The organism is Pseudomonas sp. SWRI77 (assembly GCF_014269105.1).
Classification (GTDB): Bacteria; Pseudomonadota; Gammaproteobacteria; order Pseudomonadales; family Pseudomonadaceae; genus Aquipseudomonas; species Aquipseudomonas capeferrum.
In genome coordinates, this window is sequence record NZ_JABWRV010000010.1 from 96,821 (window position 1) to 115,694 (window position 18,874).

Below are 18,874 nucleotides of genomic sequence, written 5' to 3' on the forward strand. Positions count from 1 at the left end.
CGCAAATGCTGTGGCACATACCAGGGGCTACATCAGTCGCTTGCGCTCGCTCGACGGTGCGATGCCGAGAGACTCGCGGTACTTGGCGACGGTGCGACGGGCTACCTGGATGCCTTGTGCCTCCAGTAAACCAGCGATCTTGCTGTCACTCAATGGCTTTTTCTGATTTTCCGCCGCAACCAGTTTCTTGATGATCGCGCGGATCGCCGTGGACGAGCATTCTCCGCCTTCGGCGGTGCTCACATGGCTTGAGAAAAAGTATTTCAGTTCGTAGATACCGCGGGGCGTGTGCATGTATTTCTGCGTGGTGACCCGCGAAATGGTCGACTCGTGCATGCCCACCGCTTCGGCAATGTCATGCAGCACCAAGGGCTTCATCGCTTCGTCGCCATGGTCGAGAAAACCGCGCTGATGCTCGACGATCTGCGTGGCGACCTTCATCAGCGTTTCGTTGCGGCTCTGCAGGCTCTTGATGAACCAGCGCGCTTCCTGCAGCTGGTTGCGCATGAAGGTGTTGTCGGCGCTGGTGTCGGCGCGTCTGACAAAGCCTGCGTACTGCGGGTTGACGCGCAGCCGCGGGATCGCCTCCTGGTTCAGCTCGACCAGCCAGCGCTCACTGTCCTTGCGCACGATGACGTCGGGCACGACGTACTCGGGCTCGCTCGATTCGATCTGTGAACCGGGGCGCGGGTTGAGGCTTTGCACCAGTTCGATGACCTGGCGCAGTTCGTCTTCCTTGATCTTCATGCGCCGCATCAGCTGGCTGTAGTCGCGGCCACCCAGCAGGTCGATGAAGTCGGTGACCAGGCGCTTGGCCTCGGCCATCCAAGGGGTGCTGACTGGCAGCTGACGCAGTTGCAACAGCAGGCATTCGCCGAGGTTGCGTGCACCGACGCCGGCAGGCTCGAACTGCTGGATGCGGTGCAAGACCGCTTCGACCTCGTCCAGCTCGATATCCAGTTCAGGGTCGAAACCGGCGCAGATCTCCTCCAGGGTGTCTTCCAGGTAGCCCTGGCCATTGATGCTGTCGATCAGAGTGACGGCGATCAGGCGATCGGTATCGGACATCGGCGCCAGGTTCAGCTGCCACAGCAGGTGGCTTTGCAGGCTCTCGCCGGCCGATGTGCGGGTGGTGAAGTCCCACTCGTCGTCATCGTTGCTTGGCAGGCTGCTGGCGCTGGTCTGGTAGATGTCTTCCCAGGCGGTGTCGACCGGCAGCTCGTTGGGGATGCGCTCGCTCCACTCACCGTCTTCCAGGTTTTCGGCACTGGCGGTGCTTTCCTGGAAGCTGTTGTCCTGGGCTTCGGCGGCCGGTTTGCTCTCGGCGTTATCGGCCATCGGGTCGCTATTGTCGAAGTCCTCGCCGTCTTCCTGACGTTCGAGCATCGGGTTCGACTCCAGCGCTTCCTGGATTTCCTGTTGGAGGTCCAGGGTGGACAGCTGGAGGAGGCGGATGGCCTGTTGCAACTGAGGAGTCATCGTCAGTTGCTGGCCCATTTTTAGGACGAGCGATGGTTTCATGGCAGGGGCTTAATACCTTGTTCGCCGGCGCGCATGCGCCATCCACTACACGAGGGCGCCGGAGCGCCAAATTCAAGCAAGTTTTATGCCTTAAATTGTAGCGTTTGCCTAGAGCACCGTAACAACTTAAACCCCGTCAAGGGTTATTTGCCGGTGCTCCAGGTGCGTCCCGGGGTCAGAGTCGGAACTCGTGACCCAGGTAAACCTCTTTGACCAGGTCGTTGGCCAGGATGGTCTCGGCATCGCCTTCGGCGATCAGTCGGCCATCATTGACGATATAAGCGGTTTCGCAGATATCCAAGGTCTCGCGCACGTTGTGGTCGGTGATCAGTACACCGATGCCCTTGGCCTTGAGATGGTGGATGATCTGCTTGATGTCGCCGACCGAAATCGGGTCGACACCCGCGAAGGGTTCGTCCAGCAGGATGAACTTCGGTGCGGTTGCCAAGGCCCGGGCGATCTCGACGCGGCGGCGTTCGCCACCCGAGAGGCTCATGCCGAGGTTGTCGCGGATGTGGCTGATATGGAACTCCTGCAGCAGGCTTTCCAGCTCCTTGCGGCGGCCGTCGCGGTCGAGTTCCTTGCGGGTCTCGAGGATCGCCATGATGTTGTCGGCCACCGACAGCTTGCGGAAGATCGAAGCTTCCTGCGGCAGGTAGCCGATACCGGCGCGGGCGCGACCGTGCATGGGCTGGTGGCTGACATCGAGGTTGTCGATCAGCACGCGCCCTTGCTCAGCCTGGACCAGGCCGACGATCATGTAGAAGCAGGTGGTCTTGCCGGCGCCGTTGGGGCCGAGCAGGCCGACGATCTGGCCACTGTCGATCGACAGGCTGACATCGCGCACGACCTGCCGACCCTTGTAGCTCTTGGCCAGGTGCTGGGCTTTAAGGGTTGCCATTTACTCGGCCTTCTTCTTGGGCTGGATCACCATGTCGATACGCTGACGCGGTGTAGTCACGTTGCCACCACGACCGGCGGTCGCCACCTGGGTCTGGGTGTTGTAGACGATTTTCTCGCCTTCGGTGGTGTTGCCTTCGTTTTCGACCTTGGCGCGGTCGGTGAGGATCACCAGGTCCTTCTGCGACTGGTACTGGATAGTCACACCCCAGCCTTTCATCTTGTCCGGCTTGGCGGCGCTCTGTTGCTGCTCGAAGTAGGCCAGGTTGCCCACCGAGGTCACCACGTCGATATCGCCGGTGGCGGAGCGGGTGATGGTCACGGTGTTGCCAGTGATTTTCATCGAGCCCTGGGTGATGATCACATCGCCGGTGTAGGTGGCCACACCCTGCTTGTCGTCCAGATGGGCATTGTCGGCCTGGATGCGGATCGGCTGATCACGGTCGTTCGGCAGTGCGAAGGCGCTCGCGCTTCCCAGTGCTGCGCTCAGGCTGAGCAAAAGGGGGAGGGTTTTAACGAGCCTCATACTGTCCTCTTACGTTAGAGAGCAGGTCCATCCTGCCTTCTTTCAAATACGCTTTCATTCCTTTGCCCGTAGTTGTGCCACCGGCGCCGTCGATTCTAACGGCTTGCTCGGTCTGCGCATATTGCTTCTGCGGGAACACGGTCATGCGTGAGCTGGTAATGATGGTCTCACGCTGCTTTTCGTCGGTGCGGGCAACGCGTACCTGGTCGATCAGCTCGACCTCGGTACCGTCCGGGTTGACCTCGGCGCGGGCGCTCTGCACGTGCCACGGGTACTCGGTGCCGCGGTACATATGCAGGTCGGGCGTGGTCAGCAGGGTGATTTCGCTGGCCTTGAGGTGCTCGACCTTGTCAGCGGTCATTTCATACTGCAGTTTGCCGTCGGGCAAGAATTGCAGGCTGTGGGCGTTGGTCGCGTAGTAGTCGATAGCGCTATCGTCGACCTGGCTCACCGGCTTGTCGAGGAAGCTTTCCGGGCTGACGTTCCAGTAGCCGATCGCCACCAGCAGGGCGGCGATGACCCCGAGCAGCGCAAAGTTGCGGACTTTCTTGCTGAACATGGGCAGCCTTACAGGTAGTTGGCGTTGGCAGCGTCCAGGGTGCCCTGGGCCTGCATGATCAGTTCGCAGAATTCACGGGCGGCCCCTTCGCCGCCGCGCGCCTGGGTCACGCCCTGGGCGTGCTGGCGAACGAACGGCGCGGCGTTGGCTACCGCCATGCCCAGGCCCACGCGGCGAATCACCGGCAAGTCTGGCAGGTCGTCGCCCAGATAGGCGACCTGATCATAGCTTAGGCCCAGTTCGGCGAGCAGGCCGTCAAGAACCACCAATTTGTCCTCGCGGCCCTGGAAAAGGTGAGGAATACCGAGGTTCTTCGCGCGGCGCTCGACCACCGGGGTCTTGCGCCCGCTGATGATTGCGGTGGTTACGCCCGAGGCCATGAGCATCTTGATGCCCTGGCCATCGAGGGTGTTGAAGGTCTTGAATTCGCTGCCATCTTCGAGGAAATACAGGCGACCGTCGGTGAGCACGCCGTCGACGTCGAACACCGCCAGCTTGATGGCCTTGCCCCGTTGCATGAGGTTCTGGTTCATTTACATCACTCCGGCGCGCAGCAGATCGTGCATGTTGAGGGCACCGGTCGGCCGGTCGTCGCGGTCCACGACCACCAGGGCGCCGATCTTGTGGTCTTCCATGATCTTCAGGGCTTCGGCAGCGAGCATCTCGGCGCGGGCAGTCTTGCCGTGCACGGTCATCACGTCGTCGATCAGCGTGGTGTGCACGTCGATATTGCGATCGAGGCTGCGGCGCAGGTCGCCGTCGGTGAACACCCCGGCCAGGGTGCCATTGGCTTCGACGATCACGGTCATGCCCAGGCCTTTGCGGGACATTTCAAGGAGTGCGTCCTTGAGCAGGGTGCCGCGTGCCACCTGGGGCAGTTCGTCGCCGGTGTGCATGACATTCTCGACCTTGAGCAGCAGGCGACGGCCCAGCGCGCCACCGGGGTGCGAGAAGGCGAAGTCCTCGGCAGTGAAGCCGCGGGCTTCGAGCAGGGCGATCGCCAGGGCATCGCCCAGTACCAGCGATGCCGTGGTGGAGGAGGTCGGCGCCAGGTTCAGCGGGCAGGCCTCCTGGGCAACACGGGCGTCGAGGTTGACCTCGGCGGCCTGGGCCAGGGGCGAATCAGGGTTGCCGGTGAGGCTGATCAGCTTGATACCCAGGCGCTTGATCAAGGGCAGCAGCGTGACGATTTCGGCGGTGCTGCCGGAGTTCGACAGGGCCAGGATGACATCGTCGCGGGTGATCATGCCCATGTCGCCATGGCTGGCCTCGGCCGGATGCACGAAAAACGCAGGCGTGCCAGTGCTGGCCAGGGTGGCGGCGATCTTGTTGCCGATGTGCCCGGACTTGCCCATGCCGACCACGACGACCCGGCCCGTGCTTGCCAGGATCAGTTCGCAGGCCTTGACGAAATTGTCGTCGATGCGCGCCAACAGGGCCTCTACGGCCTCGAGTTCCAGGCGCAAGGTGCGTTGGGCGGATTGGATCAGCTCGCTGGATTGGCTCATGTCGAAAAAGCAATGCCTGATGAAAAGGCGGCGATTATAGCCGCAATGAAAGAAACCCTCACCCTTTCGATTGCTGTGACGAATGTCATCAAAGCCTGTCTCAGGGCTGAACGACTCGCTCCCCGGCCTTGGGGCGGCGCTGTCAGCGGTGCTATAGTTCGCCGCTATTCGGCCTGCCACGGGCGCGTGTGCCTTCAAGAAGAGGGCCGGCGTCCATTAGGACGAGGCTGCACTAGCAAGGAGTCTAGATGAGTGTGGATAGCGCCTACGCGGTCGAGTTGAAGGGGGTATCCTTCAAGCGCGGTTCGCGCAGCATTTTCAGCAATGTCGACATCCGCATCCCGCGCGGCAAGGTCACCGGCATCATGGGGCCATCGGGTTGCGGCAAGACCACGTTGCTACGCCTGATGGGCGCGCAGTTGCGCCCGTCCGGTGGTGAGGTGTGGGTAGCGGGGCAGAATCTGCCGACGCTGTCGCGCAGCGACCTGTTCGACGCGCGCAAGCAGATGGGCGTGCTGTTTCAGAGTGGCGCGCTGTTCACTGACCTCGATGTGTTCGAGAACGTCGCCTTCCCGCTGCGCGTGCATACCCAGCTGTCGGAAGAAATGATCCGTGACATCGTGCTGATGAAGCTGCAGGCCGTGGGCCTGCGCGGAGCCATCGACCTGATGCCCGACGAGCTGTCCGGTGGCATGAAGCGCCGGGTGGCGTTGGCCCGTGCGATTGCCCTGGACCCGCAGATTCTCATGTATGACGAGCCGTTCGTCGGCCAGGACCCGATCGCCATGGGCGTATTGGTGCGCCTGATCCGCCTGCTCAACGATGCACTGGGCATCACCAGCATTGTCGTTTCCCACGACCTGGCCGAAACCGCCAGCATTGCCGACTATATCTACGTGGTCGGTGATGGTCAGGTGCTGGGGCAGGGCACGCCCGACGAACTGATGGGCTCGGACAACCCGCGTATTCGCCAGTTCATGAAGGGCGATCCGGACGGTCCGGTACCCTTCCACTTTCCCGCGCCTGATTACCGCGCCGACCTGCTGGGGGCGCGTTGATGCGCAGAAAATCCTTACTCGAACGTGTTCGCCTGTTCGGTCGCTCGGCGATCGACGTGGTGGCGGTGCTCGGGCGTTCCTGCCTGTTCCTGTTTCACGCGCTGGTCGGGCGTGGCGGCATTGGCGGTGGTTTCCAGCTGCTGACCAAGCAGCTGTATTCGGTGGGCGTGCTGTCGCTGGCGATCGTTGCCGTGTCCGGCGTGTTCATCGGCATGGTCCTGGCGCTGCAGGGTTACAGCATCCTGACCAAGTACGGTTCGGAGCAGGCGGTCGGGCAGATGGTTGCCTTGACCCTGCTGCGTGAGCTCGGGCCGGTGGTGACCGCCTTGCTGTTCGCTGGCCGTGCGGGCTCCGCGCTGACCGCCGAGATCGGCAACATGAAGTCCACCGAGCAGTTGTCTAGCCTCGAGATGATTGGCGTCGACCCGCTCAAGTACATCATCGCGCCGCGATTGTGGGCCGGTTTCATCTCGCTGCCGCTGCTGGCGCTGATTTTCAGCGTGGTCGGCATCTGGGGTGGTTCGTGGGTCGCAGTCGACTGGCTGGGCGTGTACGAGGGCTCGTTCTGGGCCAACATGCAGAACAGTGTTTCCTTTACCGACGACGTGTTGAACGGCTTGATCAAGAGCCTGGTGTTCGCCTTCGTCACCACCTGGATTGCCGTGTTCCAGGGGTACGACTGTGAGCCCACCTCAGAAGGGATCAGCCGCGCCACCACCAAGACCGTGGTCTATGCCTCGTTGGCAGTCCTGGGTCTGGACTTTATTCTGACCGCCTTGATGTTTGGAGATTTCTGATGCAAAACCGCACCCTGGAAATCGGTGTCGGCCTGTTCCTCCTGGCCGGGATCCTGGCGCTGCTGCTGCTGGCCCTGCGTGTCAGCGGGCTGTCGGCCAGCCCGAGCAGTGATACCTACAAAGTTTATGCGTACTTCGACAATATCGCCGGTTTGACGGTCAGAGCTAAAGTGACCATGGCCGGTGTGACGATCGGCAAGGTCACCGCCATCGATCTGGACCGTGATTCCTACACCGGTCGGGTGACGCTGCAGCTGGACAAGACCGTCGACAACCTGCCGACCGACTCCACTGCCTCGATCCTGACCGCCGGGTTGCTGGGCGAGAAGTACATCGGCATCAGCGTGGGCGGCGAAGATCAGGTGCTCAAGGATGGCGCGACCATCCACGACACCCAGTCGGCCCTGGTGCTGGAAGATCTGATTGGCAAGTTCCTGCTCAACTCCGTTGGCAAGGAACCGAAAGAAGCGCAACCGGCTAATTAAGGAGTTTCCATGATTTCGATACTGCGACGTGGCCTGCTGGTCCTGCTGGCGGCCTTCCCCCTGCTGACCCTGGCGGCACAGACGCCCCACGAGGTGGTTCAAGGCACGACCAACGAACTGCTGGGTGACCTCAAGGCCAACAAGGAGCAGTACAAGTCCAACCCCAGCGCCTTCTACGATGCGCTCAACCGCATCCTCGGCCCGGTGGTGGACGCTGACGGTATTTCGCGCAGCATCATGACCGTCAAGTACTCGCGCAAGGCCACGCCTGAGCAGATGCAGCGCTTCCAGGAAAACTTCAAGCGCAGCCTGATGCAGTTCTATGGCAACGCCCTGCTGGAATACAACAACCAGGGCATCGTCGTCGATCCTGCCAAGGTCGATGACGGCAAGCGTGCCAGCGTCGGCATGAAGGTGACGGGCAACAACGGTGCCGTGTATCCGGTGCAGTACACCCTGGAGAACATCGCCGGCGAGTGGAAGGTGCGTAACGTCATCGTCAACGGCATCAACATCGGCAAGCTGTTCCGTGACCAGTTCTCCGACGCCATGCAGCGCAACGGCAACAACCTGGACAAGACTATCGACGGCTGGGCAGGCGAAGTGGCCAAGGCCAAGCAGGAAGCCGATCAATCGTCCGATAAGGTCGTGAAATGAGTGAAACCGGCGTAAGCATGGCCGAGCCGGGCGTACTGCGCCTGGCAGGCGTGCTGGACTATCGCAGTGGCCCGGCCTTGCGCAAGCAAGGCAAGGCGCTGGTCGAGGCTTCCAAAGAGCCGCGCCTGATCCTCGATTGCTCGGCGGTGGACAAGTCGTCGAGCGTCGGCCTGTCGCTGCTGCTGGCGTTCATCCGCGATGGCCAGGCCACTGGCAAGGTCTGCGAAGTGCGTGGAATGCCCGAAGACATGCGGGAGATTGCCGAGGTCTACGACCTCGATGAAGTGCTGGCCAGCTGATGGCCTGACACGGATGGATGGCCCCTCGGTCAGCGCAAACCTTCAGTGGGCTTCGCAGGCGAGGGGCTTTTTTGTATGATGGCCGACCCGTGCGCATCGGGCGCCGATTGAGGTTGAGCATGCAGGCCGTAGAAGTTAAAAGCTTCCTTGAAGAAAAATTGCCGGGATCCCGGGTCGAAGTTGAAGGCGAAGGCTGCAACTTCCAGTTGAACGTGATCAGCGACGAGTTGGCTGGCCTGAGCCCGGTCAAGCGTCAACAGGCGATCTATGCTCACCTTAATCCCTGGATCGCCAATGGCAGCATCCATGCGGTAACCATGAAATTTTTCAGCAGCGCAGCCTGGGCTGAGCGCACCTGAGCCAACTTGGCGGCGAGACTCCAATGGACAAACTGATTATTACTGGCGGCGCTCGCCTTGACGGCGAGATCCGCATTTCGGGCGCGAAGAACGCGGCCCTGCCGATTCTGGCGGCGACCCTGCTGGCTGACGGCCCGGTCACCGTGGGCAACCTGCCGCACCTGCACGACATCACCACTATGATCGAGCTGTTCGGGCGCATGGGCATCGAGCCTGTGATCGACGAGAAGCTGTCGGTGGAAATCGACCCGCGTACCATCAAGACGCTGGTCGCGCCGTACGAACTGGTCAAGACCATGCGCGCCTCGATCCTGGTGCTGGGCCCTATGGTCGCGCGCTTCGGCGAGGCCGAAGTGGCTCTGCCTGGCGGTTGCGCCATCGGTTCGCGCCCTGTCGACCTGCACATCCGTGGCCTGGAAGCCATGGGTGCGAAGATCGAAGTCGAAGCCGGCTACATCAAGGCCAAGGCCCCTGAAGGTGGCTTGCGCGGTGCGCACTTCTTCTTCGATACCGTCAGTGTGACCGGTACCGAGAACATCATGATGGCCGCAGCCCTGGCCAAGGGTCGCAGCGTACTGCAAAACGCTGCGCGCGAGCCTGAAGTGGTCGACCTGGCCAACTTCATCAACGCCATGGGTGGCAAGATTCAGGGCGCCGGCACCGACACCATCACCATCGATGGCGTCGAGCGCCTGCACTCGGCCACCTACCGGGTCATGCCAGACCGTATCGAGACCGGTACCTACCTGGTCGCCGCCGCCGTCACCGGTGGCCGCGTCAAGGTCAAGGACACCGACCCGACCATCCTTGAAGCAGTACTGGAAAAACTCAAGGAAGCGGGCGCCGACATCAACACCGGCGAAGACTGGATCGAGCTGGACATGCACGGCAAGCGGCCCAAGGCTGTGAACCTGCGTACCGCGCCTTACCCGGCGTTCCCGACCGACATGCAGGCGCAGTTCATCTCGCTCAACGCCATCGCCGAAGGCACTGGCGCGGTGATCGAGACGATCTTCGAAAACCGCTTCATGCACGTCTACGAAATGCACCGCATGGGCGCGCAGATCCAGGTCGAAGGCAACACGGCCATCGTCACGGGCGTCAAGGCGCTCAAAGGTGCACCGGTAATGGCCACCGACCTGCGTGCTTCGGCCAGCTTGGTGCTGTCGGCACTGGTTGCCGATGGCGATACCCTGATCGATCGCATCTACCACATCGACCGTGGTTACGAGTGCATCGAAGAAAAACTGCAGATGCTGGGCGCGAAGATCCGTCGCGTACCGGGTTAAGAGTCTGCAGGGGCAGGGTGTGGGAGCGGGCTTGCCCCGCGAAGCAGCCACCGCGGTTATGGCACCGGCTTTGCCGGTGTTCGCGGGGCGAGCCCGCTCCCACACACGAATTGTATGCGACCGGGCTTAACGCCCGGTCGGCAGTAGCCGCTTAAGGACCGACGTTTCCCATGTTGACCATCGCGCTATCCAAAGGCCGAATTCTCGACGATACCCTGCCATTGCTGGCCGAGGCCGGTATCGTGCCGACCGAGAACCCGGACAAGAGCCGTAAACTGATCATCCCCACTACGCAGGACGACGTGCGCCTGCTGATCGTGCGTGCCACCGACGTGCCGACCTATGTCGAGCATGGTGCCGCCGACCTGGGTGTGGCTGGCAAGGACGTGCTGATGGAGTACGGCGGCCAGGGCCTGTACGAGCCGCTGGACCTGCAGATCGCCTGCTGCAAGTTGATGACCGCTGGCGTGGTTGGTGCACCCGAGCCCAAGGGCCGCCTGCGCGTAGCCACCAAGTTCGTCAACGTTGCCAAGCGTTACTACGCCGAGCAAGGCCGTCAGGTCGATATCATCAAGCTGTATGGCTCGATGGAGCTGGCCCCGCTGATCAACCTCGCCGACAAGATCATCGACGTGGTCGACACCGGCAACACCCTGCGCGCCAATGGCCTGGAGCCACAGGAGATGATCGCCACGATCAGTTCGCGCCTGGTGGTCAACAAAGCCTCCATGAAGATGCAGCATGCCCGGATCCAGAGCCTGATCGACACCCTGCGCAAAGCTGTCGAATCGCGACACCGCGGCTAAGACGCTCTACCTCCTGCGCGCGACCTCCGCTGTCGCGCCCGTCTATCCGCGTCATAGCCACTTTTCTCAGGTGCCCGCGCGGATGGACTGGTAGCCTAGGGCGCCTGAGCATTCGCTAATAATCGAGGCCCTCGCCATGACCGTGTCCACTGCAATTGCCCGTCTCAACGCCGCTGATCCGGATTTCGCCCGACATCTGGATCATCTGCTGAGCTGGGAAAGTGTGTCTGATGACGCGGTCAACCAGCGCGTGCTCGACATCATCAAGGCCGTGCGCGAGCGTGGCGATGCGGCGCTGGTGGAGTTCACCCAGCGTTTCGATGGTGTTCAGGCCACCCGCATCGAAGACCTGATCCTGGGCCGTGAGCGCCTTGAGCTGGCGCTGACCCGCATCACCCCGGCGCAGCGTGAGGCCCTGGAAAAGGCCGCCAACCGCGTGCGTATCTACCACGAGCGGCAGAAGCAGGACTCGTGGCAGTACACCGAAGCCGACGGCACCGTGCTGGGCCAGAAGGTCACGCCGCTGGACCGCGCCGGCCTGTATGTGCCCGGCGGCAAGGCGTCGTACCCGTCCTCGGTGCTGATGAACGCCATCCCGGCCAAGGTCGCAGGTGTGACCGAGGTGGTGATGGTGGTACCGACCCCGCGTGGCGAGGTCAACGAACTGGTGCTGGCTGCAGCCTGCATTGCCGGTGTCGACCGCGTGTTCACCGTCGGCGGTGCCCAAGCCGTCGCCGCCCTGGCATATGGCACCGAGAGCGTGCCGCAGGTGGACAAGATCGTCGGCCCCGGCAACATTTATGTGGCGACTGCCAAGCGCCACGTGTTCGGCCAGGTCGGTATCGACATGATCGCCGGCCCTTCGGAAATTCTCGTGGTGTGTGACGGCCAGACTGACCCGGACTGGATCGCCATGGACCTGTTCTCCCAGGCCGAGCACGATGAAGACGCCCAGGCCATCCTGGTCAGCCCGGATGCCGAGTTCCTCGACCGCGTCGCCGCCAGCATCGACAAGCTGCTGCCGACCATGGAGCGCGCCGAGATCATCGAGAAGTCGGTCAATGGCCGCGGCGCGCTGATCCAGGTGCGTGACATGCAGCAGGCCATCGAAGTGGCCAACCGGATCGCCCCCGAGCACCTTGAGCTGTCGGTTGCAGACCCGCAAGCCTGGCTGCCGCAGATCCGCCACGCCGGCGCGATCTTCATGGGCCGCCACACCAGCGAAGCGCTGGGTGACTACTGCGCAGGCCCCAACCATGTGCTGCCGACGTCCGGCACTGCGCGCTTTTCTTCGCCACTGGGGGTGTATGACTTCCAGAAACGTTCGTCGATCATCTTTTGCTCCGAGCAGGGCGCGTCCGAGCTGGGCCACACCGCCTCGGTCCTGGCCCGTGGCGAGTCGCTGACGGCCCACGCCCGCAGCGCCGAATACCGTATCCTGACCCAAGCCAAGGGGAACTGAGCATGAGTCGATTCTGGAGCCCCTTCGTCAAGGACCTGGTGCCTTACGTGCCGGGCGAGCAACCCAAGCTGGCCCGCCTGGTCAAGCTCAACACCAATGAAAACCCTTATGGCCCGTCGCCCAAGGCGCTGGAAGCCATGCGTGGCGAGCTGAACGACAACCTGCGCCTGTACCCGGACCCGAACGGTGACCGGCTCAAGCAGGCGGTGGCCGAGTACTACGGGGTAACCCCTGGCCAGGTGTTCGTCGGCAACGGTTCGGACGAAGTGCTGGCGCACATCTTCCACGGCCTGTTCCAGCACGACGCGCCGCTGTTGTTCCCGGACATCAGCTACAGCTTCTACCCGGTCTACTGCGGCCTGTATGGCATCGCCTTCGAGCAGGTGGCGCTGGACGAGCAGTTCCAGATCCGTGTCGAGGACTACAACAAGCCTAACGCTGGCATTATCTTCCCCAACCCGAACGCGCCCACCGGCTGCCTGATGCCACTGCAGGCGGTCGAGCAACTGCTGCAAGCCAACCGTGATTCGGTGGTGGTGGTGGATGAAGCCTACATCGACTTTGGTGGCGAGACGGCCATCAGCCTGGTGGACCGCTATGACAACCTGCTGGTCACCCAGACCCTGTCCAAGTCGCGCTCGCTGGCGGGTTTGCGCGTTGGCCTGGCGGTCGGCCACCCGGACCTGATCGAGGCGCTGGAGCGGATCAAGAACAGCTTCAACTCCTACCCGCTGGACCGTGCCGCGATCGTCGGTGCGGCCGTAGCGTTCGAAGACCGTGCCTACTTCGAAGAAACCTGCCGCAAGGTGATCGACAGCCGGGAAGTGCTGGTCGAGCAACTGACTGCCAAGGGCTTCGAGGTGCTGCCGTCGGCGGCCAACTTCATCTTCGCCCGTCACCCGCAACAGGATGCGGCCGAATTGGCGGCGCGCCTGCGTGAGCAGGGGGTGATCGTGCGGCACTTCAAGCAGGCGCGGATTGCCCAGTTCCTGCGCATTACCATCGGTACCCCGGAAATGAACCAGGCATTGCTCGATGCGCTGAACTGATCAGGCCGGCTCAAGCAGCCGTCCGCTTTGATCGAACCCCGCCTGGCACTGGCTGCCAGGCGGGGTTTTTCATTCAGGGCGCAACGTTCAGTAGGCCACTTCCTCGATGTTGTAGGGTTGGCCGGCAGGCCTGTTGCGCACCGCCACCGGGGTGGCATCAAGTACCAGCACGTAGTCGTTGACGGTATCCATGCCGTCCGGGTCGGTCCATTGGCCGGCCGCGGCCGGTACTTGTGCAACCACATGCCCGTTCTTGAGGATGGTCAGGTAGCCCTTGGCGCTGCTGTGCCAGCGTAGACGCGCATTGGCTTCATCGGCCCTGGCCTTGCGCGCACCTGCCTTACCCAGCAGGGGGGGGGCGTCCAGTAGCCACTGGGCTTGCAGCGCCTGGCCCATGTGGCGCAGGACGGTGGGCGCCACCGAGGTCTGCGCGGCAAGGCAATACAGGTTGTTTGGCCCGGGGTTTTCTTCTGGGAGGATGGGCTCGGTCAGCTCTTCGTTCATCGGTTTGTTGCTGGCGATGAAGGTGGTCTTTTCCTGCTCGGTGACGCCACCATGGCCCTTGCCCCGATAGTCGCGGCCATGGTCGGTACTGACAATCACCAGCCAGTCTTCTTGCGGGTGATTGCGGCGCCGTTCGTCGACCTTGTCCAGCAGTCTCCCCAGCCGGTTATCGGCATTGCGCAGTGCCTGTTGGTAGCGCTCGCCGAAGCCTGTAGCGTGGCCGGCTTCATCAGGTTCGCCCAGCTCAATGAAGGTGAAGTCGGCAGGCGTGCTGCCGAGAATCTGCAGTGCTCGCAGGGTGACCTGTTCATCGGACAAGCCGCTTTCGCGCACATCGTTGCCATGGGCATCTTCGAGCAAAAATGCGGTGTTGATGGGCGACCTGTGCACCACACTGGCGAGGTAGGCCGTCGGCAGTGCCTCACGCAGCCGTTTGAACAAGCTGGGAAATGCCGGGTCGACCCGCAACGACTCGGCATTGGAGTCAACGCCATGCTTGTTGCTCCAGACCCCAGTGAGCAAGGTGACCCAGCCTGGGCCGCTGAGGGTGGGCTGCTCGCTGGCCTTGCCGGTGATGCCGCCGGTATAGGTGTACGCGTAATACAGACGTTGCTTGAGGTGGGTGGCATCGCCCAGTGCCTCGTACTGTTCGAATTGCACACCTTGGATGCCGACGATCAGGGTTTTCGGTTCAGGCCCTTTTTGCGCCGGGCCGCAACCTGCCAGCAAGGCCAACGTCAGCAGAAGCAAGGCTGATAGTCGCATGGAGAGGCATCCTTGGAAGGTTACAGCGAGCGTTGCAATAAAGTGCGCTGCTCACAACTGGCAGAAATACCAGGTGATTTGCCGTCCGGAGCGCCATCCATTAAGCTTCGGTAATTCATCGGATGATTGGTTGAATGTGATGAGCGTAGCGTTGACCAAGCGTTCCCTGGTCGAACTCGCCGTGGAGCGCATGCGTGAGCGCATCCTTCAGGGCGACTGGCAGGTAGGGCAGCGACTGCCGACCGAGCCTGAGCTGGCCCAGGCGCTGGGCATCAGCCGCAACACCGTGCGTGAGGCCATGCGCGTGCTGGCGTTCAGTGGCCTGGTTGAGATCAGGCAGGGCGATGGCAGCTATCTGCGTGCTGTGCAGGACCCGCTGTTGGCTGTGCAGGCGATGTCGCGTTGCACGCCTGAACAGGCGCGGGAAACCCGCCATATCCTCGAGACCGAGGCCATCGGCCTGGCGGCGTTGCGCCGCACCGACGCAGACCTGAAGGCGCTGCGTGAAGCCCTTGAAGGCAGTGCCGGGCACTTTCACGGCGACATCGATGCCTACGTGACCTGCGACCTGGTGTTCCACCAGCGCCTGGTCGATGCCGCCCACAACCCTGCATTGAGTGAGTTGTACCGGTATTTCTCCGGTGTGGTGGCGGCAGCGCTGCAACACAACATGACCAACGTCCCACGCTGCCAGTCCACGTTCGATCTGCACGGGGAAATCCTCAATGCCATCGAGCAACGTGATGCGGAGCGGGCCAAGCGCCTGAGCCGCACCCTCATCGAATCTTGACCCAGAGAAGGCCATGGCTGAATCCATCACCCGTAGCACCCCCACCGGCGAGCGGGAACTCGACGAACTGTTGATCGACGCCGAAGCCGATGACGAGCAGGTTCAGCAGCAGCCTGTGCTACTGCGCAGGCCCTGGCTGTTGTTGCTGGGCCTGGTGCTGGTGGCGCTGAACCTGCGCCCGGCGTTGTCGAGCATGGCCCCGGTACTCGGCCTGGTTTCCGAGGGCTTGGGCCTGAGCGCGTCGCAGGCGGGCCTGCTGACCACCTTGCCGGTGCTGTGTCTGGGCTTGTTTGCGCCGCTGGCGCCGGTCCTGGCGCGGCGTTTTGGCAGTGAGCGGGTGATTTTCGGCATTCTCCTCACCTTGGCCTTGGGCATTGTGGTGCGCAGCGCGTTTGGGACGGCCGGGGTATTCCTGGGCAGCCTCATGGCCGGCGCCAGTATTGGCATCATCGGCGTGCTGTTGCCGGGCATCGTCAAGCGCGATTTCCCGCAGCACGCCGGGACGTTGACCGGCGTGTACACCATGGCCCTGTGCCTGGGCGCAGCCATGGCAGCCGGCGCCACGGTGCCCCTGGCTCAACGCTACGAGGGCAGTTGGGCGCTGGGGCTAGGCTTCTGGGCGGTGCCGGCACTGCTGGCCATGCTCGTCTGGATACCGCAGGCGCGCCAGGGGCACGGCCTGCACAAGGTTGCTTATCGGGTGCGTGGCCTTTGGCGCGACCCCTTGGCCTGGCAGGTGACTTTGTACATGGGCCTTCAGTCATCGCTGGCCTATATCGTCTTCGGCTGGTTGCCGTCGATTCTGATTGGCCGCGGCCTGAGCCCGACCGAGGCGGGGCTGGTGTTGTCGGGGTCGGTAATCGTGCAATTGGTCAGCTCGCTCAGTGCGCCTTGGCTGGCAACGCGCGGCAAGGATCAGCGCCTGGCTATCGTGATCGTCATGCTGGTTACCTTGGCCGGCCTGTTCGGTTGCCTGTATGCGCCTATTTCAGGGCTTTGGGGCTGGGCTGTACTGCTGGGCCTGGGGCAGGGCGGCACCTTTGCCCTGGCGCTGACGTTGATCGTGCTGCGTTCGAAGGATGCGCATGTGGCGGCGAACCTGTCGAGCATGGCCCAGGGGGTAGGGTACACCTTGGCGTCGATGGGGCCGTTTGCAGTGGGCCTGGTGCACGATATGACCGGTGGCTGGGCGGCAGTGGGGTGGATTTTTGCCGTGCTGGGCATAGGTGCTATTGGTTTCGGGCTTGGCGCAGGGCGCGCGTTGCATGTGCAGGTGACCAGCGAAAAAGTCTGATGCTGATTCTGTCCATGCTTGCCCCGCGAAAGGGCCAGCACTGGCGCAAGCGCAGCGGGCAGATTATCTTGCATCCTTCTATTCCCAGGATGGACCTGCCCTCATGAGCGATGCCAACCGCGACCTGATCACCCGCTTCTACCAGGCCTTCCAGCGCCTGGACGCCGAGGCTATGGTGGCCTGCTACAGCGACGACATCGTGTTCAGCGACCCGGTCTTCGGCACCCTGCGCGGTCAGGATGCCGGCGACATGTGGCGGATGCTGACCACGCGCGCCAAGGGCTTCAGCCTGAAGTTCGACAACGTTCGCGCGGATGCGCACAGTGGTAGCGCGCACTGGGTCGCGAGCTACCTGTTCAGCCAGACCGGCCGCAGCGTGGTCAACGATATCCAGGCGCGGTTTGTCATCCGTGACGGGTTGATCTGTCAGCATGACGACAGTTTCGACCTCTGGCGCTGGTCGCGTCAGGCACTGGGCGCGCCAGGTGTGCTGCTCGGCTGGACGCCGCTGTTGCAGAACAAGGTACGCCAGCAGGCGTTCAAGGGGCTGCGGGCCTACCAGCACCAGCAGGGCAACGTACCCACTCCGTGACGCAAAGAGCAGCTGTCGTGAGCGAAGAAGTACCGAATCAGGCCGTCAAACCCTGGTATGTCTACCTGGTGCGTGCGGCCAATGGGTCGCTGTACTGCGGGATCAGTGACGACCCGCAGCGGCGCTTTCTGGCGCATCAGAAGGGGCAGGGCGCGCGTTACTTCAAGACCAGCCCGGCGCAGGCGCTGGTGTATGTCGAGCAGTGGCCGGACAAAGGCGAAGCGTTGCGCCAGGAGCGCCTGGTGAAGCGGCTGCGCAAGTCGGCCAAGGAGGCGCTGGTGGCGTCTTATCAGGTTTAGAGTGCGCCCCCGGCGATATCAATCTTTACGCCGCTTCAACTGGTCCACCAACTGCGTCGGCAGCCCCTTGATGATCAAGGTGCCCGCCACTTCGTCATACTCCACCTTGTCCCCCAGCAAATGCGCCTCGAAGCTGATCGACAGCCCTTCGGCACGCCCGGTGAAGCGGCGGAACTGGTTAAGGGTGCGTTTATCCGCAGGGATTTCCGGCGACAGGCCGTAGTCCTTGTTGCGAATGTGATCGTAGAACGCCTTGGGGCGGTCCTCATCGATCAGGCTGGACAGCTCGTCCAGGGCAACCGGCTCGCCCAGCTTGGTCTGGCTGGTGGCGTAGTCGACCAGGGTCTGGGTCTTCTCGCGGGCCGACGCTTCGGGCAGGTCCTCGCTCTCGACAAAGTCGCTGAACGCCTTGAGCAGGGTGCGGGTTTCGCCGGGGCCGTCGACGCCTTCCTGGCAGCCGATGAAGTCACGGAAGTAGTCGGAGACTTTCTTGCCGTTCTTGCCCTTGATGAACGAGATGTACTGCTTGGAATTCTGGTTGTTCTTCCACTCGGACAGGTTGATGCGCGCTGCCAGGTGCAACTGGCCGAGGTCCAGGTGGCGCGAGGGCGTCACATCGAGTTCGGCGTTCACTGCCACGCCTTCGCTGTGATGCAGCAGGGCGATGGCCAGGTAGTCGGTCATGCCTTGCTGATAATGGGCAAACAGGATGTGCCCACCGGTGGAGAGGTTGGACTCTTCCATCAGCTTTTGCAGGTGTTCGACGGCAACACGGCTGAACGCGGCGAAGTCTTTTTCCGCATCCAGGTACTGCTTCAGCCAGCCACTGAGTGGGTAGGCGCCCGACTCACTGTGGAAGAAGCCCCACGCTTTGCCTTGCTTGGCGTTGTAACTGTCGTTGAGGTCGGCCAGCAGGTTTTCGATGGCATCGGAGGCGCCAAGCTCGGTGTCGCGTGCATGCAGCACGGCGGGGCTGCCATCGGGCTTCTTGTCGATCAGGTGAACGATGCAATGACGAATTGGCATGAAGTCCTCGGCGAGTCTGGGGCGGTGCACGGCCGCGCTGCAAAAGTCGTCCAGTTTACCCCAGAGACAAGGCGATGCAGTGGCCGGATGTTGGCAGAAATGCCGGTTGTTCGTTTTTTGTTCAGTTTTTTGCGTTTTAAGCCAAAACCCCTGAAAAACCTGCATTAAATCGATGTGCGCAGCGGATATTTATCTATTCCTGTGGTAGCTTTGCGCGGTCTTGCGCCCCTCGTGTGGCGCATTGCTGGCAGCACGCTAGCGTCGTGTCGAACCAAACGCCGATTTACGTATCTACATACCCGAATTGGCGCGGCCCTCCAGAATTCAGG

General features: G+C 62.3%; 22 protein-coding genes. 14 read left to right on the forward strand and 8 right to left on the reverse strand.

Going from position 1 to position 18,874, the window contains the following annotated elements; all coding sequences use genetic code 11:
- Window positions 1–27: 27 nt before the first annotated feature.
- The 6 genes from HU766_RS12350 to HU766_RS12375 form a co-directional block, all read right to left on the reverse strand.
- Window positions 28–1,521, reverse strand: coding sequence for an RNA polymerase factor sigma-54 (locus HU766_RS12350; RefSeq protein ID WP_186657060.1), 1,494 nt, complete (start codon window positions 1,519–1,521; stop codon window positions 28–30).
- 175 nt (window positions 1,522–1,696) lie between these two features.
- Window positions 1,697–2,422: an LPS export ABC transporter ATP-binding protein gene (gene lptB, locus HU766_RS12355; protein WP_033701098.1), complete on the reverse strand. Its 726-nt coding sequence runs from the start codon at window positions 2,420–2,422 to the stop codon at window positions 1,697–1,699.
- Window positions 2,423–2,947, reverse strand: a complete 525-nt coding sequence (gene lptA, locus HU766_RS12360) for a lipopolysaccharide transport periplasmic protein LptA (protein ID WP_033701097.1) — start codon at window positions 2,945–2,947, stop codon at window positions 2,423–2,425.
- Window positions 2,934–3,506 (reverse strand): LPS export ABC transporter periplasmic protein LptC, encoded by a 573-nt coding sequence (lptC, locus tag HU766_RS12365; RefSeq protein WP_033701095.1) that lies wholly within the window; start codon window positions 3,504–3,506, stop codon window positions 2,934–2,936. Before lptC ends, lptA begins: the two co-directional genes overlap by 14 nt.
- An 8-nt stretch (window positions 3,507–3,514) precedes the next feature.
- The gene (locus HU766_RS12370; RefSeq protein WP_033701094.1) at window positions 3,515–4,039 is read right to left on the reverse strand and encodes an HAD family hydrolase; all 525 of its coding nucleotides are present in this window, start codon (window positions 4,037–4,039) and stop codon (window positions 3,515–3,517) included.
- Window positions 4,040–5,014: a KpsF/GutQ family sugar-phosphate isomerase gene (locus tag HU766_RS12375; protein WP_033701093.1), complete on the reverse strand. Its 975-nt coding sequence runs from the start codon at window positions 5,012–5,014 to the stop codon at window positions 4,040–4,042. It lies immediately after the preceding gene.
- Between the two features lie 248 nt (window positions 5,015–5,262).
- Here HU766_RS12375 and HU766_RS12380 point away from each other — a divergent pair, with 248 nt between their 5' ends.
- From HU766_RS12380 to hisC, 10 genes are all read left to right on the forward strand, one after another.
- Window positions 5,263–6,072 (forward strand): ATP-binding cassette domain-containing protein, encoded by an 810-nt coding sequence (locus HU766_RS12380; protein ID WP_033701092.1) that lies wholly within the window; start codon window positions 5,263–5,265, stop codon window positions 6,070–6,072.
- Window positions 6,072–6,869 (forward strand): lipid asymmetry maintenance ABC transporter permease subunit MlaE, encoded by a 798-nt coding sequence (gene mlaE / locus HU766_RS12385; RefSeq protein ID WP_033701089.1) that lies wholly within the window; start codon window positions 6,072–6,074, stop codon window positions 6,867–6,869. The genes HU766_RS12380 and mlaE overlap by 1 nt, the downstream gene beginning before the upstream one ends.
- Window positions 6,869–7,354, forward strand: a complete 486-nt coding sequence (mlaD, locus tag HU766_RS12390; RefSeq protein ID WP_016501327.1) for an outer membrane lipid asymmetry maintenance protein MlaD — start codon at window positions 6,869–6,871, stop codon at window positions 7,352–7,354. Before mlaE ends, mlaD begins: the two co-directional genes overlap by 1 nt.
- Before the next feature lie 9 nt (window positions 7,355–7,363).
- Complete coding sequence (locus tag HU766_RS12395; protein ID WP_186657063.1) at window positions 7,364–8,011, forward strand: ABC transporter substrate-binding protein; 648 nt, start codon at window positions 7,364–7,366, stop codon at window positions 8,009–8,011.
- A complete protein-coding gene (locus tag HU766_RS12400; protein ID WP_033701086.1) occupies window positions 8,008–8,310 on the forward strand; it encodes an STAS domain-containing protein in 303 nt (100 codons plus the stop codon). Before HU766_RS12395 ends, HU766_RS12400 begins: the two co-directional genes overlap by 4 nt.
- 119 nt (window positions 8,311–8,429) lie before the next feature.
- Complete coding sequence (locus HU766_RS12405) at window positions 8,430–8,669, forward strand: BolA family protein (protein ID WP_003255121.1); 240 nt, start codon at window positions 8,430–8,432, stop codon at window positions 8,667–8,669.
- 23 nt (window positions 8,670–8,692) lie between these two features.
- Window positions 8,693–9,958 carry a UDP-N-acetylglucosamine 1-carboxyvinyltransferase gene (murA, locus tag HU766_RS12410; protein ID WP_033701085.1) on the forward strand — a complete coding sequence of 422 codons (1,266 nt, stop codon included), beginning with the start codon at window positions 8,693–8,695 and terminating at the stop codon, window positions 9,956–9,958.
- A 170-nt stretch (window positions 9,959–10,128) separates the two neighbouring features.
- Entirely contained in the window at window positions 10,129–10,764 is a 636-nt protein-coding gene (gene hisG, locus HU766_RS12415; RefSeq protein ID WP_033701084.1) for an ATP phosphoribosyltransferase, read from the forward strand.
- Between the two features lie 136 nt (window positions 10,765–10,900).
- Window positions 10,901–12,226 carry a histidinol dehydrogenase gene (gene hisD, locus HU766_RS12420; RefSeq protein WP_033701083.1) on the forward strand — a complete coding sequence of 442 codons (1,326 nt, stop codon included), beginning with the start codon at window positions 10,901–10,903 and terminating at the stop codon, window positions 12,224–12,226.
- Between the two features lie 2 nt (window positions 12,227–12,228).
- A complete protein-coding gene (hisC, locus tag HU766_RS12425) occupies window positions 12,229–13,275 on the forward strand; it encodes a histidinol-phosphate transaminase (protein ID WP_156310381.1) in 1,047 nt (348 codons plus the stop codon).
- A gap of 87 nt (window positions 13,276–13,362) precedes the next feature.
- Here hisC and HU766_RS12430 read toward each other — a convergent pair whose 3' ends face one another.
- Window positions 13,363–14,544: an alkaline phosphatase family protein gene (locus HU766_RS12430; RefSeq protein WP_186657077.1), complete on the reverse strand. Its 1,182-nt coding sequence runs from the start codon at window positions 14,542–14,544 to the stop codon at window positions 13,363–13,365.
- A gap of 139 nt (window positions 14,545–14,683) precedes the next feature.
- On the opposite strand from HU766_RS12430, the gene HU766_RS12435 reads away from it, so the two are divergent.
- From HU766_RS12435 to HU766_RS12450, 4 genes are all read left to right on the forward strand, one after another.
- Complete coding sequence (locus tag HU766_RS12435) at window positions 14,684–15,334, forward strand: FadR/GntR family transcriptional regulator (RefSeq protein WP_186657081.1); 651 nt, start codon at window positions 14,684–14,686, stop codon at window positions 15,332–15,334.
- A 13-nt stretch (window positions 15,335–15,347) separates the two neighbouring features.
- A complete protein-coding gene (locus HU766_RS12440) occupies window positions 15,348–16,628 on the forward strand; it encodes a CynX/NimT family MFS transporter (protein ID WP_186657084.1) in 1,281 nt (426 codons plus the stop codon).
- A 103-nt stretch (window positions 16,629–16,731) separates the two neighbouring features.
- A complete protein-coding gene (locus HU766_RS12445; protein ID WP_186657087.1) occupies window positions 16,732–17,220 on the forward strand; it encodes a nuclear transport factor 2 family protein in 489 nt (162 codons plus the stop codon).
- 17 nt (window positions 17,221–17,237) lie between these two features.
- Window positions 17,238–17,519 (forward strand): GIY-YIG nuclease family protein, encoded by a 282-nt coding sequence (locus tag HU766_RS12450; protein ID WP_095064052.1) that lies wholly within the window; start codon window positions 17,238–17,240, stop codon window positions 17,517–17,519.
- Window positions 17,520–17,537: 18 nt separating this feature from the next.
- On the opposite strand, the gene yejK is transcribed toward HU766_RS12450, so the two are convergent.
- A complete protein-coding gene (gene yejK, locus HU766_RS12455; RefSeq protein ID WP_033701074.1) occupies window positions 17,538–18,545 on the reverse strand; it encodes a nucleoid-associated protein YejK in 1,008 nt (335 codons plus the stop codon).
- Window positions 18,546–18,874: the final 329 nt, after the last annotated feature.

Coding starts and splice junctions, on each gene's coding strand:
- HU766_RS12370 (WP_033701094.1), bottom strand. CDS start 4,039: ATGAACCAGAACCTCATGCAACGGGGCAAGGCCATCAAGCTGGCGGTG.
- murA (WP_033701085.1), top strand. CDS start 8,693: ATGGACAAACTGATTATTACTGGCGGCGCTCGCCTTGACGGCGAGATC.
- lptA (WP_033701097.1), bottom strand. CDS start 2,947: ATGAGGCTCGTTAAAACCCTCCCCCTTTTGCTCAGCCTGAGCGCAGCA.
- HU766_RS12435 (WP_186657081.1), top strand. CDS start 14,684: ATGAGCGTAGCGTTGACCAAGCGTTCCCTGGTCGAACTCGCCGTGGAG.
- mlaE (WP_033701089.1), top strand. CDS start 6,072: ATGCGCAGAAAATCCTTACTCGAACGTGTTCGCCTGTTCGGTCGCTCG.
- HU766_RS12375 (WP_033701093.1), bottom strand. CDS start 5,014: ATGAGCCAATCCAGCGAGCTGATCCAATCCGCCCAACGCACCTTGCGC.
- HU766_RS12445 (WP_186657087.1), top strand. CDS start 16,732: ATGAGCGATGCCAACCGCGACCTGATCACCCGCTTCTACCAGGCCTTC.
- lptC (WP_033701095.1), bottom strand. CDS start 3,506: ATGTTCAGCAAGAAAGTCCGCAACTTTGCGCTGCTCGGGGTCATCGCC.
- HU766_RS12405 (WP_003255121.1), top strand. CDS start 8,430: ATGCAGGCCGTAGAAGTTAAAAGCTTCCTTGAAGAAAAATTGCCGGGA.
- hisD (WP_033701083.1), top strand. CDS start 10,901: ATGACCGTGTCCACTGCAATTGCCCGTCTCAACGCCGCTGATCCGGAT.
- HU766_RS12400 (WP_033701086.1), top strand. CDS start 8,008: ATGAGTGAAACCGGCGTAAGCATGGCCGAGCCGGGCGTACTGCGCCTG.
- HU766_RS12350 (WP_186657060.1), bottom strand. CDS start 1,521: ATGAAACCATCGCTCGTCCTAAAAATGGGCCAGCAACTGACGATGACT.
- HU766_RS12440 (WP_186657084.1), top strand. CDS start 15,348: ATGGCTGAATCCATCACCCGTAGCACCCCCACCGGCGAGCGGGAACTC.
- yejK (WP_033701074.1), bottom strand. CDS start 18,545: ATGCCAATTCGTCATTGCATCGTTCACCTGATCGACAAGAAGCCCGAT.
- HU766_RS12395 (WP_186657063.1), top strand. CDS start 7,364: ATGATTTCGATACTGCGACGTGGCCTGCTGGTCCTGCTGGCGGCCTTC.
- HU766_RS12380 (WP_033701092.1), top strand. CDS start 5,263: ATGAGTGTGGATAGCGCCTACGCGGTCGAGTTGAAGGGGGTATCCTTC.
- HU766_RS12430 (WP_186657077.1), bottom strand. CDS start 14,544: ATGCGACTATCAGCCTTGCTTCTGCTGACGTTGGCCTTGCTGGCAGGT.
- lptB (WP_033701098.1), bottom strand. CDS start 2,422: ATGGCAACCCTTAAAGCCCAGCACCTGGCCAAGAGCTACAAGGGTCGG.
- mlaD (WP_016501327.1), top strand. CDS start 6,869: ATGCAAAACCGCACCCTGGAAATCGGTGTCGGCCTGTTCCTCCTGGCC.
- hisC (WP_156310381.1), top strand. CDS start 12,229: ATGAGTCGATTCTGGAGCCCCTTCGTCAAGGACCTGGTGCCTTACGTG.
- hisG (WP_033701084.1), top strand. CDS start 10,129: ATGTTGACCATCGCGCTATCCAAAGGCCGAATTCTCGACGATACCCTG.